The sequence below is a fragment of the Achromobacter arsenitoxydans SY8 genome (genome assembly GCF_000236785.1).
Classification (GTDB): Bacteria; Pseudomonadota; Gammaproteobacteria; order Burkholderiales; family Burkholderiaceae_B; genus Achromobacter; species Achromobacter arsenitoxydans.
Genome location: NZ_AGUF01000042.1, coordinates 101,246 through 116,305 on the forward strand (window position 1 = coordinate 101,246; position 15,060 = coordinate 116,305).

Annotated in this window: 14 protein-coding genes; 5 read left to right on the forward strand and 9 right to left on the reverse strand. The window is 66.4% G+C overall.

The features are described from left to right. Positions 1-34: 34 nt before the first annotated feature. From KYC_RS10795 to KYC_RS10805, 3 genes are read right to left on the reverse strand one after another with little or no spacing between them, the layout of a single operon-like run. Entirely contained in the window at positions 35-1,921 is a 1,887-nt protein-coding gene (locus tag KYC_RS10795; RefSeq protein ID WP_008161904.1) for a dipeptide ABC transporter ATP-binding protein, read from the reverse strand. Positions 1,922-1,961: 40 nt separating this feature from the next. Then, positions 1,962-2,942, reverse strand: a complete 981-nt coding sequence (locus tag KYC_RS10800) for an isoaspartyl peptidase/L-asparaginase family protein (RefSeq protein ID WP_008161906.1) — start codon at positions 2,940-2,942, stop codon at positions 1,962-1,964. Then, positions 2,939-3,814: a MurR/RpiR family transcriptional regulator gene (locus KYC_RS10805; protein WP_008161908.1), complete on the reverse strand. Its 876-nt coding sequence runs from the start codon at positions 3,812-3,814 to the stop codon at positions 2,939-2,941. Before KYC_RS10805 ends, KYC_RS10800 begins: the two co-directional genes overlap by 4 nt. A gap of 186 nt (positions 3,815-4,000) precedes the next feature. Here KYC_RS10805 and KYC_RS10810 point away from each other — a divergent pair, with 186 nt between their 5' ends. Then, the gene (locus tag KYC_RS10810) at positions 4,001-4,459 is read left to right on the forward strand and encodes a GNAT family N-acetyltransferase (RefSeq protein WP_100148288.1); all 459 of its coding nucleotides are present in this window, start codon (positions 4,001-4,003) and stop codon (positions 4,457-4,459) included. An 82-nt stretch (positions 4,460-4,541) separates the two neighbouring features. Here the strand turns inward: KYC_RS10810 and KYC_RS10815 are convergent, their stop codons facing one another. The 3 genes from KYC_RS10815 to KYC_RS10825 form a co-directional block, all read right to left on the reverse strand. Then, positions 4,542-5,195 (reverse strand): CoA transferase subunit B, encoded by a 654-nt coding sequence (locus KYC_RS10815; protein WP_008161912.1) that lies wholly within the window; start codon positions 5,193-5,195, stop codon positions 4,542-4,544. Positions 5,196-5,207: 12 nt separating this feature from the next. Then, positions 5,208-5,906, reverse strand: coding sequence for a CoA transferase subunit A (locus KYC_RS10820; RefSeq protein WP_008161914.1), 699 nt, complete (start codon positions 5,904-5,906; stop codon positions 5,208-5,210). Positions 5,907-6,193: 287 nt separating this feature from the next. Beyond that, a complete protein-coding gene (locus tag KYC_RS10825; RefSeq protein WP_008161916.1) occupies positions 6,194-6,628 on the reverse strand; it encodes an acyl-CoA thioesterase in 435 nt (144 codons plus the stop codon). Positions 6,629-6,756: 128 nt separating this feature from the next. Here KYC_RS10825 and KYC_RS10830 point away from each other — a divergent pair, with 128 nt between their 5' ends. The 4 genes from KYC_RS10830 to KYC_RS10845 all read left to right on the forward strand — a co-directional run bounded on the left by KYC_RS10830 (position 6,757) and on the right by KYC_RS10845 (position 10,848). Further along, positions 6,757-8,403, forward strand: a complete 1,647-nt coding sequence (locus KYC_RS10830) for an electron transfer flavoprotein-ubiquinone oxidoreductase (RefSeq protein ID WP_008161918.1) — start codon at positions 6,757-6,759, stop codon at positions 8,401-8,403. Between the two features lie 73 nt (positions 8,404-8,476). Further along, the gene (locus tag KYC_RS10835) at positions 8,477-9,328 is read left to right on the forward strand and encodes an NAD-dependent epimerase/dehydratase family protein (RefSeq protein ID WP_008161920.1); all 852 of its coding nucleotides are present in this window, start codon (positions 8,477-8,479) and stop codon (positions 9,326-9,328) included. 72 nt (positions 9,329-9,400) lie between these two features. Then, complete coding sequence (locus KYC_RS10840; protein ID WP_008161922.1) at positions 9,401-10,507, forward strand: cytochrome P450 family protein; 1,107 nt, start codon at positions 9,401-9,403, stop codon at positions 10,505-10,507. Then, the gene (locus tag KYC_RS10845) at positions 10,504-10,848 is read left to right on the forward strand and encodes an antibiotic biosynthesis monooxygenase family protein (RefSeq protein WP_008161924.1); all 345 of its coding nucleotides are present in this window, start codon (positions 10,504-10,506) and stop codon (positions 10,846-10,848) included. Before KYC_RS10840 ends, KYC_RS10845 begins: the two co-directional genes overlap by 4 nt. Positions 10,849-10,919: 71 nt before the next feature. Here KYC_RS10845 and ltaE read toward each other — a convergent pair whose 3' ends face one another. The 3 genes from ltaE to acs form a co-directional block, all read right to left on the reverse strand. Continuing rightward, positions 10,920-11,930, reverse strand: a complete 1,011-nt coding sequence (gene ltaE / locus KYC_RS10850; protein WP_008161926.1) for a low-specificity L-threonine aldolase — start codon at positions 11,928-11,930, stop codon at positions 10,920-10,922. A gap of 40 nt (positions 11,931-11,970) precedes the next feature. Further along, complete coding sequence (locus tag KYC_RS10855; protein WP_008161927.1) at positions 11,971-12,858, reverse strand: DMT family transporter; 888 nt, start codon at positions 12,856-12,858, stop codon at positions 11,971-11,973. A gap of 128 nt (positions 12,859-12,986) precedes the next feature. Then, a complete protein-coding gene (acs, locus tag KYC_RS10860; RefSeq protein ID WP_008161929.1) occupies positions 12,987-14,966 on the reverse strand; it encodes an acetate--CoA ligase in 1,980 nt (659 codons plus the stop codon). Positions 14,967-15,060: the final 94 nt, after the last annotated feature.

A 15,060-nucleotide genomic window follows, 5' to 3' on the forward strand; every position in this document is an offset into this window, starting at 1 on the left:
AACTCCTGGTTCCAAAAAAGGGTGAACTACTGACTCAATACGCGCCGCCAACAGGATGGCGGGCTACAAAATGATCCGTACCGACCTGAACCAGCGGCTGCACCACGGGTTCGTCATTCAGTTTGCGGATCGGGCTGGGGATTTCATCGGACAACAAGGTGCGCTTCATGTGGCGGCGCGCCGGATCGGCGATCGGCACGGCCGACATCAGCTTCTTGGTATAGGGATGCTGCGGGTTCTCGAAGATCGCGCGGCGCGGGCCGATTTCGACGATCTGGCCCAGGTACATCACCGCCACGCGGTGGCTCACGCGTTCGACCACGGCCATGTCGTGCGAGATGAACAGGAACGAAATGCCCATGTCGCGCTGCAGGTCGATCAGCAGGTTCACGATTTGCGCCTGAATCGACACGTCCAGCGCCGACACGGATTCGTCGGCGATCACGACCTTCGGGTTCAGGGCCAGGGCGCGCGCGATGCAGATGCGCTGGCGCTGGCCGCCCGAGAATTCATGCGGATAGCGCTGCGCCATTTCGGGCGGCATGCCTACGCGCTCGAGCAGTTCGGCCACGCGCTTTTCAGCGTCCTTGCCCTTGGCCACGCCGTGCACCAGCAGCGGCTCCATGATGGAGAAGCCGACGGTCACGCGCGGATCCAGCGAAGCGAACGGATCCTGGAACACGAACTGGATGTCGCGGCGCAGGGACTGCAGCTCGGTATTCTTCAGGCGCACGATGTCGCGGCCGCCGAAACGGATTTCGCCGCCCTGGCTGTCCACCAGACGCAGGAGCGAACGGCCGGTCGTGGACTTGCCGCAGCCGGATTCGCCGACCAGCGACAGGGTCTCGCCGGGATACAGGTCGAAGCTGACCTTTTCCACGGCGTGCACGCGGCGTTGCACGCGGCTCATGATGCCGCCGCGCAGGTCAAAGCGCGTCACCAGGTTGCGCACGCTCAGGATGGGTTCGCGCTTGCCGGCGGGCACCTCTTGCGTGCTGGTCGCGCCGGGCTCGGCCACGGGCTGGGCCTTGCCTTCCACCTGCAGCAGCGGGAAACGCGCGGGCAGGTCGGTGCCCTGCATGGCGCCCAGCTTCGGCACGGCCGACAGCAGCGCCTTGGTGTAGTTGTGCTGGGGCGCGGCGAACACGCGTTCGGACGGACCTTCCTCGACCTTGTCGCCGCGGAACATGACCAGCACGCGGTCGGCGACTTCGGCCACCACGCCCATGTCGTGGGTGATGAACACCACGCCCATGTGCATTTCTTCCTGGAGCTGGCGGATCAGCTGCAGGATCTGGGCCTGGATCGTCACGTCCAGCGCGGTGGTCGGCTCGTCGGCAATCAGCAGGGCCGGCTTGCAGGCCAGCGCCATGGCGATCATGACGCGCTGGCGCATGCCGCCCGACAGCTGATGGGGATAGCGGTCCAGCACAGACTTGGCCTCCGGAATCCGGACCTGCTCCAGCATGCGCAGCGCTTCCGCGCGCGCCGCCGCCGCATCCATGCCCTGGTGTTCGCGGATCGATTCGGCGATCTGGTCGCCGGCCGTGAACACCGGGTTCAAGGAGGTCATGGGCTCCTGGAAAATCATGGCCATGTCGGCGCCGCGCACGTTGCGCATGACGCGCTGGCTGGAATTGGCCAGGTCGATCACCGAGCCGTTGCGCCGGCGCAGGGCCATGCTGCCCTGGGCGATGCGCCCACCGCCGTGCTCCACCAGACGCATGAGCGCCAGGGACGTCACCGACTTGCCCGAACCCGATTCGCCCACGATGGCCAGGGTTTCGCCCCGGTCCACATGGAACGACAGATTACGCACGGCTTCGACCGTGCGCTCCGAACCCACGAAGCGCACCGTCAGGTCGTCGACCTGGACCACGCGGTTTTCCGGCAGCGCCAGGCTGTTTGCGCGATCAACCATCTTCATTGTTCCCCAATATCAATACAGAACCCGCCGCCGCTCATCGGTAGATGGCGGCAACCGGCTTTTCGCCTACGCGGGCGTAACCCCGATACATGCCTTCCGTGTTGAACGGCAAGGCCACATTGCCCTGGGCGTCGACGGCCACCAGGCCGCCCTTGCCGCCGATGGTGGGCAGTTTTTCCATCACGACGCGATCCGCCGCCGCTTCCAGCGACGCACCGCAATATTCCATCTGGGCCGCCACGTCGTACGCGGCGACCATGCGGATGAACATTTCGCCCGTGCCCGTGGTGGACACGGCGCAGGTCTTGTTGCTGGCATAGGTGCCGGCGCCGATCAGCGGCGCGTCGCCGACGCGGCCGACCTGCTTGTTGGTGATGCCGCCGGTGGACGTGGCCGCGGCCAGGTTGCCCTGGGCGTCCACCGCCACCGCGCCCACAGTGCCGAACTTCTTGTCGGCGTCCAGCGGGTCCGCCGGAGCCGGCTGGCCGCGGGCGACCATGGCCTGGCCGTCGTGGTCCAGCACGGCGGCGTCAGGCGTTTCGCGTTGCACGCGCAACAGCTGTTCGCGGCGGGCTTCGGTCGAGAAATAGGACGGGTCTACCAGTTCCAGGCCCTCGTCGCGGGCGAACGCTTCCGCGCCCTCGCCCACGAAGAAGACATGCTTGCTGTTTTCCATGACCTTGCGCGCGGCGAACACGGGGTTGCGCACGCGGTTCACGTTGGCGATGGCGCCCGAACGCAGCGTGGCGCCGTCCATGATGGCGGCGTCCAGCTCGTGCGTGCCGGCGCTGGTGAACACGGCGCCATGGCCGGCGTTGAACAGCGGGCAGTCCTCGAGCAGGCGCACGGCTTCGGTGACGGCGTCCAGGGCGCTGCCGCCCTTGGCCAGCACGGCCTGGCCGGCGGTCAGGATGGACTCCAGGGCGGCCAGGTATTCCTGTTCTTTTTCGGGCGACATGGCCGCGCGGGACATCGCGCCGGCGCCACCGTGAATGGCGATCACGGGTTGAATCATCGTTTACCTACTCCATGGATGAGCCACGGCATCACGGACTGGGTCACCCCAGCGGCGGCCGCGACGGAATTCTTGGCCCGATAGGCCACCGCGGCGGACAGGGCTTCGATCAGCCCGAGCGCGGCGGTTTCGGAATTGGGAATGAGCTGGCGCGCGGAATACGCATACAGCACGACGGATGCCGTGGGCGCCAGCGGGGACGTGGGCTTGTCGGTCAGCACCAGCACGGGCACGCCGGCCTGCTTGGCCGCGCCGGCCAGCGTGACGGTGTCGGCCAGGTAGCGCGGAAAGCCGATGGCGATCACCAGGTCTTTGGCGGTCATGCGGGACATCTGACGCGCGGCGTGCGACACGCCGCCGGGACCGGCCAGCGATTCGACCGAGTGCAGGTGCATGCACAGGCCGCGCTGCAGCAGCCCCGCCAGGAAGCCGCTGGCGCCGAAACCGATGATGAAGACCCGGTCGGCGCCAAGGATGGCGTCGACCGCCTGCTCACAGGCGGCGGAATCCAGCGCCTGCAGGTTGCGCTGCGCGTTGCGGATGTCTTCTTCCAGCGTGGCCGCGAAGATCTGGACGGCGCTGGCCGAGTGGGCCAGTTCGGTGCGCAGCTTTTCAACGGGTTCCAGCGCGGCCTCGAAGCCCCGCGCCAGTTCGGCGCGAAATTGCGGGTAGCCCGGCAGGTCCAGGGCGCGCGCGAAACGATTGGCCGTGGCCACCGACACCCCCACCGCCACGGCGAACTCGTCGATGGTCATGGTCGCGACGCGGAACTGATGCGCCAGGACGTACTCGGCCATCTTGTGCTGGGTCCGGCTCAGCGCGGGCTGGGCCCGGGCGATCCGATCAGCGATCGTGAGTGCGGCCTTGTTCATCAACGGGAAATTCTTGGCGGGGTTTGTGTAAATCTGTTTACACACAAATTTTAGTTAAGAAAATAGATTTTCATACTAAGGGTATACCCGTGATCGGATGTAACAATACCGTTTAAATAACGGGGCCAGCTTGATGTACGCTAGTTGCCCCGCATTTTCATCCCGCTATCTGGAATCGCCCGCATGCTGCCCGCCTGGACCTGCAAACCCCATGCCGAACTGACCACGGCCGAGCTCTACGCCATCCTGCGCCTGCGCTCGGAAGTCTTTGTGGTGGAACAGCATTGCGTCTTCCTGGACATGGACGACAAGGATCTGCAGGGCCAGACGGAGCACCTGATGGCATGGAAGGACGGCGCGCTGCTGGCCTACTGCCGGCTGCTGGAGCCCGCCCTGAATGACGGCCGCGCCATCATCGGCCGCGTGATCACAGCGCCGGCCGCCCGCGGCACGGGCCTGGGCCACGAACTGATGCGCCGCGCCAAGCAGGAGGCGCAGCGGCTCTGGCCGGACCAGCCGGTCTACCTGGGCGCACAAGCCCGCCTGAAGAACTACTACGGCGGCCACGGCTTCGTGCCGGTCACCGACGAGTACATGGAAGACGGCATCCCGCACGTGGGCATGCTGCTGCAGGAAGCCGCCTAGCCGCCATTCCGCGCTCGGCATCGCGCTAGCGCGAGACGAAAAAAACGCCCCGAAGGGCGTTTTTCATACGGGCGAAGAATCCTTACTGGACCGCCGACACGTCCAGCTTCGCGCCGGTCTTGGACTTGATCTCGTCCACCGTCACGCCGGGCGCCGTTTCCAGCAGCTTCAGGCCGTTTTCAGTGACTTCCATCACGCCCAGGTCGGTGATGATCAGGTCGACCACGCCGACGCCGGTCAGCGGCAGGTTGCATTCGGGCAGCAGCTTGATGTCTTCCGTGCCGTCCTTCTTCTTGGCGACGTGTTCCATCAGCACCACCACGCGGCCGACGCCGGCCACGAGGTCCATCGCGCCGCCCATGCCCTTGACCATCTTGCCCGGGATCATCCAGTTGGCCAGGTCGCCTTTTTCGGAGACCTGCATCGCGCCCAGGATGGCCAAGTTGATCTTGCCGCCTCGGATCATCGCGAACGAGTCCGCCGACGAGAAGATCGAGGACCCCGGCAGGGTCGTGACCGTCTGCTTGCCGGCGTTGATGAGATCGGCGTCGACTTCGTCGTCGGTGGGGAACGGGCCGATGCCCAGCAGGCCGTTTTCGGATTGCAGCCACACTTCCACGCCCTTGGGCACGTGGTTGGCGACCAGCGTGGGCAGGCCGATGCCCAGGTTCACATAAAAGCCGTCTTGCAGCTCGCGCGCCGCGCGCGCCGCCATTTCATCGCGGGACCATGCCATGTCGTCTTCTCCTTAGGCCGGGCGAGTGGTGCGTTGTTCGATGCGCTTTTCGGGAGTCGTGTTGAGCACGATCCGCTGCACATAGATGCCGGGCAGGTGAATCTGGTCCGGGTCCAGGCTGCCGGTGTCGACGATTTCCTCGACTTCGACCACCGTGAACTTGCCCGCCATGGCGACGTTCGGATTGAAGTTGCGGGCGGTCTTGCGGAACACCAGGTTGCCGCTGCGGTCGGCGATGTGCGCCTTGACCAGCGACACGTCCGGCACGAGCGAACGCTCCATCACGTACTGATGGCCGTCGAATTCGCGGATTTCCTTGCCGTCGGCGACGATGGTGCCCACGCCGGTGCGGGTGAAGAACGCCGGGATGCCGGCGCCGCCGGCGCGCAGCTTTTCAGCCAGCGTGCCCTGGGGCGTGAATTCGAGCTCGAGCTCGCCCGACAGGAACTGGCGTTCGAATTCCTTGTTCTCGCCCACGTAGGACGCGATCATCTTGCGCACCTGACGGGTATTGAGCAACTGGCCCAGGCCGAAACCATCGACGCCCGCATTGTTGCTGATGCAGGTGAGGTCCTTGACGCCCGAATCGCGCAACGCGGCGATCAGCGCCTCGGGAATACCGCACAGGCCGAAACCGCCGACGGCGATCATCTGACCGTCCTTGACGATGCCTGCCAGCGCCTCCTGGGCGCTTGCATAAACCTTGTCCATCGCTCCAACTCCTAGTTAAGGTCGAACCAAAGAGAGCCCGCCCCGCCGCTTGCGCGTCGGGGCCCCGCAAAGGGGGCGGCAAACCGGGGCAAGCCCTTTCTTTCCTTGGGGCGCGGCTGCCGGCGCCAGCTTCATGAGCATCGCGGCAAGGCCCGATGTCCGTGGAGCGGCGGCGCCGAGGGTGGCGCGCCCTCATTGCTTTTTTGATTTTGCGCTAGATTTTACCGGCATGCCCGGCCAAAGCACGCGCTATTTTGGCCGGTTGCCGCACATGGCCCGACGCCGGGTCACGCGGCCGGCGTGAACTGCGTGGCCATCTGCGCCAGGACCTCGGGTGGCCACGGCGCGGACGTATTGGCCACGTAGTCCATCCAGACTAGCACGTTGCGCCCGCGGGCATAGGGGCCCGCCGCGTCGCCCACTTTTTCGAGCAGCAGCTCGAATTCGGCGCTGGAGCGGCCGATGCGAGTGACGGTGTGCGTGACCCGCACCTGGGCCGGATAGGTCAGCGGACGCAGGAAATCGCAGGATGCGTGCGCCAGGATGGCGCCGTTGTCGGCTGGCAGTTCGAAGCCCGCGCCATACAGGATCTGCATGCGCGCCTCTTCCATCAGGCGGAAGTACAGCGTGTTGTTCAAGTGGTTCAAGGCGTCTGAATCGCCCCAGCGCAAGGGCAATTCCAGTTGATGGGTGTCGCCCACCGCAAGAAGCCGCGCAGACATATTGTCCGGGTTCACCGATTACTCCTCTGAGCTAAAAGAAATGCGAAGACATACTCGACCTCCGCCTGCAATACAATCGCCGATAATACTTCCAGCCATATATGGAATACATACGGGGAGCTTTGCAAATGTCTGAACGCGAGTCGATGGAATATGACGTGGTCGTGGTTGGCGGTGGACCCGCCGGCCTTGCCACAGCAATCCGTCTGAAGCAGCTGGCCGCTGAAAAGAATCAAGAGATCGGCGTCTGCGTACTTGAGAAAGGCGCTGAACTGGGTGCGCACATCCTGTCCGGCGCCGTCATGGATCCGCTGGCGCTGACCGAGCTCATCCCCGACTGGAAAGAAAAAGGCGCGCCGCTGAACGTGCCCGTCACGCAGGACAAGTTCCTGTTCCTGTCCGAAACCGGCGCGCGCGCCACGCCTAACTGGCTGCTGCCGCAATGCTTCCACAACGAAGGCAATTACATCGTCCGTCTGGGCGACGTCGTCAAGTGGATGGGCGAACAGGCCGAGGCGCTGGGCGTGGACATCTTCCCGGGCTTTGCCGCGGTTGAAGTGCTGTACGACGAAAACGGCGCCGTCCGCGGCGTGGCCACGGGCGACATGGGCGTGGCCCGCGATGGCTCCCATACCGATCACTACCAGCCCGGCATGGAACTGCATGCGCGCTACACGGTGTTCGGCGAAGGCGCGCGCGGCCAGCTGGGCCGACAGCTCATCGAACGCTACAAGCTGGACGACGGCCGCAATCCGCAGTCGTACGGCATCGGCATCAAGGAAATGTGGGAAGTCGATCCGGCCCAGTCCAAGCCCGGCCTGGTGATCCACACCGCCGGCTGGCCGCTGGACGCCGACACCTACGGCGGCTCGTTCCTCTATCACCTGGACAACAACCTGGTGGCCGTCGGCATGATCGTCGGCCTGGACTACGCCAACCCCTGGCTGTCGCCCTTCGACGAATTCCAGCGCTACAAGACGCACCCGGCCATCCGCGGCACCTTTGAAGGCGGCAAGCGCATCGCCTACGGCGCCCGCGCCATCACGGCGGGCGGCCTGCTGGCGCTGCCCAAGCTCACGTTCCCCGGCGGCGTGCTGGTCGGCTGCGAAGCCGGCTTCCTGAACGCCTCGCGCATCAAGGGCAGCCACGCCGCCATCAAGTCGGGCAAGATGGCCGCCGAAGCCGCGTTCGACGCCCTGACCGCCGACCGCCGCCAGGACGAGCTGACCGCCTACCCCAAGGCCTTCGAAGCCTCCTGGCTGCACGCCGAACTGAACAAGGCGCGCAACTTCAAGCAGTGGTTCAAGAAGGGCCGCACGATCGCCACGGTGATGACCGGCGTCGAACAACTGCTGTTCAAGGGCAAGATGCCCTGGACGCTGCGCCACAACAAGCCCGATTACGCCTGTCTGCAGCCGGCATCGGAATGCGCGCGCATCGACTACCCCAAACCCGACGGCAAGCTCACCTTCGACAAGCTCAGCTCGGTGTTCATTTCCAACACCAACCACGACGAAAACGAGCCCGTCCACCTGACCCTCAAGGACGCGTCCGTGCCGGTCAAGGTCAACCTGGCCAAGTACGGCGGCCCCGAATCGCGCTATTGCCCGGCGGGCGTGTACGAATTCGTCAAGGACGACCACGGCGAGGACCGCCTGCAGATCAATGCGCAGAACTGTGTGCATTGCAAAACCTGCGACATCAAGGATCCCACCCAGAACATCGTCTGGGTGGCCCCGCAGGGCGGCGAGGGGCCCGTCTACAGCGGCATGTAATCCCCGGGGCGTCCGCGCCCGCCCGAAAGGCGCCCCGCGGGGCGCCTTTTTTCCGACCACCAGGAGCGACATCATGCGCGAACGCGTACTTCTCATTGGCTGCGGGGACCTCGGCCTGCGCGTGGCGCGCCGCTTCCTGGCGCGCGGCGACGAGGTCCATGCCCTGCGCCGCCATCCTCCGGCTGGCGACGACAGCGGCATCCAGTGGCTGCAGGGCGACATCACCCGCCCCGACACCTTGCCCGCCCTGCCGCAAGGCGTGACCCGGCTGATCCATCTGCCCTCGCCCGGCGGGCGCGATCCCGAGGCCTATCGGGGCGTGTTCGTCGACGGCCTGGCAAACGTGCTCAAGGCCCTGGATGGCTCCCGCCTGCAGCGCATTGTGTTCGTTTCGTCCAGCGCGGTGTATGGCGAACATCACGGCGACTGGGTGACCGAGGACACGCCGCCCGCGCCTCAGGGCTTCAATGGCCGCGTGCTGCTCGAGGCCGAGGCGGCGCTTGCGGCGCAACCGGTATCGTCGACCGCCGTGCGGTTCGCGGGCCTGTACGGCCCGGGCCGGCTGCAGCTGATCGAACGCCTGCGCAGCGGCGCGGCCGGCGCGCCGGTCCAGCCCGAGCACTGGGCCAACCGGATCCATATCGACGACGCGGCGGCCGCGGTGGTCCATCTGGCGCTGCTCCCCGAGGTCGAACCGATCTATATCGGCTGCGACGACACCCCGCTGCCCCTGCACGTCCTGTATGCGGAACTGGCCAGGATGATCGGCGCCCCCGAGCCGCGCATCGCGCCTGCGCCCGCCAATGTCGGCAGCAAGAAGCTCAGCAACGCCCGGCTGCGCGCCAGCGGATTGACGCTTCAATGGCCGGATTCGCGCCTGGGCTACGCGGCCCTGCTGGCGGAGGACAGCGCGGCGCAGGCATAGTTCGCCGCACGCCGAATCGTTGTCTGAGGCGCCGAACGATACTGGCGGCAACTTCCACTGCCCGCCATCGCCATGCAGCCCGCCCATCCCCTGGATGCCGTCACGCATCCCGATCCTTACCCTTACTACGCCGCGCTGGCGCGCGACCGGCCGCTCTATCGCGACGCGGCGCTGGACATGTGGATCGCGGCGCATCCCGACGCCATCTCGGCCGTCATGCGCCACCCCGCCGCCCGCGTGCGGCCAGTGGCCGAGCCTGTGCCGCGGGGCCTGTGCCCAGGCGCCGCGGGCGACATGTTTAGCCGCTTTGTGCGTATGAACGACAGCGCGGCGCATACGCGCCTGAAGGGGCTGCTCGCGGTCTTCATTCAAGCCCAGCAGCAGTCCGCGCCGACTTCACCGGCATGGCTGCCGCCCGCGCCGCACGATGCCGCCGGCATCGACGGCTATCTGTACGCCGCGCCGGTGCATGCGCAGGCCGCGTTCCTCGGACTTGAGCGCGACCTGCATGCCGACTGTGCGGCGGATATCGGCGGCTTCCTGTCCGCGCTTCCCGCCCAGGCGGGCGCCGGTAGAATCGCCGCCGGTCATGCCGCCGCCGCCCGCCTGCTGGGCCGCCTGGAAACGCTCCTGACCGGCCAGCACGCCAGCCCGGCGCTGCACAGGCTATGCACGGATGCGGCCCAGGCCGGCATCGCGCGCGAATCGCTGGCGGCCAACCTGGCCGGCCTGCTCTTCCAATCTTGCGAGGCGGGCGCCGGACTGCTCGGCAATGCGCTCGTCATGGCCGGACGCCGCCGGACGCCCGCGGCGATTACACCCGAGGACGCCGAAGCGCTGATCGACGAGGTCGTGCGCCACGACCCGCCCTTGCACAACACCCGGCGTTTCATGGCCGAAGCCGCCCAGATCGGCGGACAGCGCATCGAGGCCGGCCAGACCGTCCTGCTGGTGCTTGCCGCCGCAACCATGATCCAGCCCGAAGCCGGCTGGACCTTCGGCGCACACAATCATGCCTGCCCCGGCGGCCTTCCCGCCCGCCGCCACGCCGCCGACGCAAGCGTGCACCTGCTGCGCGCAGGCGTGGACCCGTCGGCGCTGGCGGCACGATTCCGCTATCGCGCGCTGCCCAACGCGCGCGTGCCCCAATTTGATTTTCTTGAGGACAGCAAACCATGATTGCCGTGATTTTCGAAGTCGAGCCCGCCCATGGCGATCCCGCCCCCTATCTGCACATCGCCGCCGGGCTGATCGACGAGCTGCGGACCATGGACGGGTTTATCTCCGTCGAACGGTTCCAGAGCCTCTCCACGCCAAGCAAGCTGCTGTCGCTGTCGTTCTGGCGCGATGAGGCCGCCGTCCGGCAGTGGCGGTCGCTGGAATCGCACCGCCGCGCGCAGGAAGCCGGGCGCGGCGGTGTTTTCCAGGGCTACCGCCTGCGCGTTGCGCAGGTGCTGCGCGACTACGGCATGAACGAACGCAGTGAGGCGCCCGCCGACAGCCGTGCCCATCACGGCTGACGGCGGCTCAGGCCGCGATGGTCTCGGTACTGGCGGACGTACTGCGCGCCAGCGCCTGACAACGCCCGGGCCTATGCCAGCAGGCGGGCCACCGCCTGGACCACGCGCCGCACATCATCGGCGGACACGTCCAGGTGCGTGACCAGGCGGGTCGGGCCGCCATAGACGGCGCGCATCAGGATGCCTTCCTGCGCCAACGCGGCCGTCAGCGCGTCGCAGCGGGACGGCTCGAATTCCGCGAACACCATATTGGTGTCCTGGCTCAGCACCTTTACGCCGGGAATGCCGCGAAGGCCCTCGGCCAATTGCCTGGCGTTCGCATGGTCTTCAGCCAGCCGTTCCACATTGTGTTCCAGCGCATACAGGCAGGCCGCCGCCAGCACCCCGGACTGGCGCAAGCCGCCGCCCAGCATCTTGCGCCAGCGGCGGGCGCGCGCGATCAGCTCCTGGCTGCCCACCAGCACCGATCCTACCGGCGCGCCCAGGCCCTTCGAAAAGCAGATGGACACCGAGTCGAACGGCTGGCAAAGGTCCGCCACGGGCTTGCCGCTGGCCACCGCCGCGTTGAACACGCGCGCGCCGTCCAGGTGCGTGCCCAGACCGTGTTCACGCGCCCACGACGTCGCGGCCTGGATGTAGGCGGCCGGGATCAGCTTGCCGTGGAAGGTGTTCTCCAGGGCCAGCAGACGCGTGCGCGCAAAGTGCGGATCGCCCTTGGGCTTGAGCGCGGCGGCCAGCTTTTCCAGCGGCAGGGAGCCGTCCGGCGCGTGCTCGATCGGTTGCGGCTGGATGCTGCCCAGCACCGCCGCCCCACCCCCTTCGTACTTGTACGTGTGCGCCAACTGGCCGACCAGATACTCGTCGCCGCGTTCGCAATGCGCCATCAGCCCGGCCAGATTGCTTTGCGTGCCGGAAGGAAAGAACAGCCCGGCAGCCTTGCCGGTGCGCTCGGCCAGTGTCTCCTGCAAGCGAATGACGGTGGGATCGTCGCCCATCACATCGTCGCCCAGGGGCGCGCTGGTCATGGCCTGCAACATGGCGGCGCCGGGCCGGGTGACAGTGTCGCTACGCAGATCAATCATGAGAGATTCCAGGAAAGATAGAAGAAGGTCGTCAGGAAATTCAGTCGGCGCGAGCCGCCGGCGCCGCGCGGCTCACCACCCAGATGCCCGCCAGGATCAGCACCATGCCGCCCAATTCGACGGGCGTGGGCTTTTCGGACAGGATCGCCCAGGCCAGCAGCATGGCCACCACCGGCACGCCCAGGCTGGACAGGCCGGCGATCGACGCGGGGACGCGGCGCACCACCTGCAGCCACAGCAGCCAGCCCGCCGCAGTGGCGATCAGCACGATGTAGGTCATGCCGGTCCATAGCGGCCAGCCCCATTGCGCCGTCATCTGCGGCACCAGATAGGCCACAGGCACCATGACCAGGCCGCCAAACAGCATCTGCCAGGCCGTAAATGTCATCACGTCGGGCGCATGCCGCTCGAACATGCGCTTGGACAGCACCGTGCCCACACCCCAGCACAGGCCGCTGCCCAGGCCCAGCAGCACCGGGCGGATGTCGCCCAGCCCGTTCCATGGCTCCACGAAGCAAACCAGGCCGATGGCCGCGAGCGCGATGCCAGCCCCGTGCCGGGCCGTGGGGCGTTCGCCCAGCAGCCACCAGGCGAACAGGATCACCCAGAACGGCATGGTGTAGGCCATGAGCGAAACCTTGCCCACGCCGCCCGACACCAGCGCGGTCTGCACGAACCCCTGGAATCCGGCCGTCTGCGTCAGGCCGATCAGCAGGGTCAGTTTCCAGGGCGGCATCGCCAGCGGCCGGCGCGTGGCGATCACCAGCACGAACAGCACCAGGCTGCCCACCACGTAGCGCAGCGCCACGAAATCGAACGGGCCGATGTAGGGAACGATCAGCTTCATCGCGATCCAGCTGCCCGCCCAGACCAGGATGGTGCTGAACATCAGGGCCAGCCCTGCGCGATCGAAACTGCTGCTGCTCACGGGTGAGACTCCGTACAAAGGAAAGACAATGGCAAAAGAATACGCCCGTGCCGGAATTTGCCGGCACGGGCGTAGACATTATGCGCCTGTCGCGCTGCAAATGGCCGGCCGAAGCCGGCCGGACTGGATTACAGGGGTTTGGACAGCTGCTCCAGGATGGCGGGGTTCTCGAGCGTGGACACGTCCTGGGTGACTTCCTCGCCCTTGGCGACCACGCGCAGCAGGCGGCGCATGATCTTGCCGGAACGGGTCTTGGGCAGGTTGTCGCCGAAGCGAATGTCCTTGGGCTTGGCGATGGGGCCGATTTCGCGGGCTACCCAGTCGCGCAGTTGCTTGGCGATGGCTTGCGCCTCGTCGCCTTCCGGACGCGAACGCTTGAGCACCACGAAGGCGACGACGGCCTCGCCGGTGGTGTCGTCGGGGCGTCCCACAACGGCGGCCTCGGCCACCATTTCATGCGCCACCAGCGCGGATTCGACTTCCATCGTGCCCAGGCGGTGGCCCGACACGTTCAGGACGTCGTCGATGCGGCCCATGATCCAGAAGTAGCCGTCCGCGTCGCGCTGCGCACCGTCGCCTGCAAGGTAGTAGCCGCGCAGTTCCGGCGGGAAGTAGCTCTTCTTGAAGCGCTCGGGGTCGCCCCAGATGTTGCGGATCATCGCCGGCCACGGGCGCTTGATGACCAGGAACCCGCCATTGCCCTTGTCGACGTCGCCGCCGGTTTCATCGACGATGGCTGCGGCGATGCCCGGCAGGGGCAGCGTGCACGAGCCCGGCTTGGTGGGCGTGGCGCCGGGCAGCGGCGTGATCATGTGGCCGCCGGTTTCCGTCTGCCACCAGGTGTCCACGATGGGGCAGCGCTCGCGGCCCACGTTCTTGTGATACCAGATCCAGGCCTCGGGATTGATGGGCTCGCCCACCGTGCCGATGATGCGCAGGCTGTTCAGGTCGTAGTTCTGCGGATGCGCCTCGGGCGTGGCCTCGGCCGCCTTGATCAGCGAGCGGATCGCAGTGGGCGCGGTGTAGAACGTGGTGACCTTGTGGCGGGCGATCATGTCCCAGAAGCGGCCCGCGTTCGGATAGGTGGGCACGCCTTCGAAGACGACCTGCGTCAGACCGGCGGCAAGCGGGCCGTAGGTGATGTAGGTGTGGCCAGTGACCCAGCCCACATCGGCCGTGCACCAGTAGACGTCTTCCTTGCGCGCGTCGAAGGTCCATTTGACGGTCAGCAGCGCCCACAGCAGATAGCCCGCCGACGAATGCTGCACGCCCTTGGGCTTGCCAGTGGAACCAGACGTGTACAGGATGAACAGCGGATGTTCGGCGTTGACCGCGACGGGTTCGCAGGTGTCGGGCTGGCCGGCCTCGACGTCGTGCATCCAGAGGTCGCGGCCTTCGTTCCATTGCACCTTGCCGCCCGTGCGGCGGTACACGATGACCTTGGTGACGGCTTCGCAGCCGCCCATGGCGATGGCTTCTTCCACGGCGGGCTTGAGCGGAATGGTCTTGCCGCCGCGCACCTGTTCGTCGGCGGTGATGACCAGCGAGGCGCCCACATCGACGATGCGTTCCTGCAGGCTCTTGGCCGAGAAGCCGCCGAACACCACCGAGTGCGTCACGCCCAGGCGGGCGCAGGCCTGCATGGCCACGACCGCCTCGATCGACATGGGCATGTAGATGATGGCGCGGTCGCCCTTCTTGTAGCCCTGCGCGGCCAGACCGTTGGCGAAGCGGCACACGCGCGCCAGCAGTTCACGGTAGGTGACCTTGTCGACCTTGCCGTCGTCGGATTCAAAGATGATGGCCGTCTTGTCGGCATTGCCGTTGGTAAGGTGGACGTCCAGACAGTTGGCCGAGACGTTCAGTTCGCCGTCGCCGAACCAGCGATAGAACGGCGCATCGGATTCGTCCAGGACCTGCGTGAAAGGCTTGGTCCACTGCAGGTTGTCACGGGCCTGCCCCGCCCAGAATCCGTCGAAATCGTTCTCGACCTGCGCGCACAGCGCGTTGTAGGCATCCATGCTGGGGATCGCGGCGCCCTGCGACGCGCGCTCGGGCGGCGGAAACACGCGGTTTTCCACCAGGACGGACTCAATAGCGTTCGACATGATCTTTGTCTCCAATCGGTGATTCTGTTGTTTATGCCGCTTTTTTATTACCCACCTGCAACCGTATCGCCACGCTCTTACGGGCACCTTACGC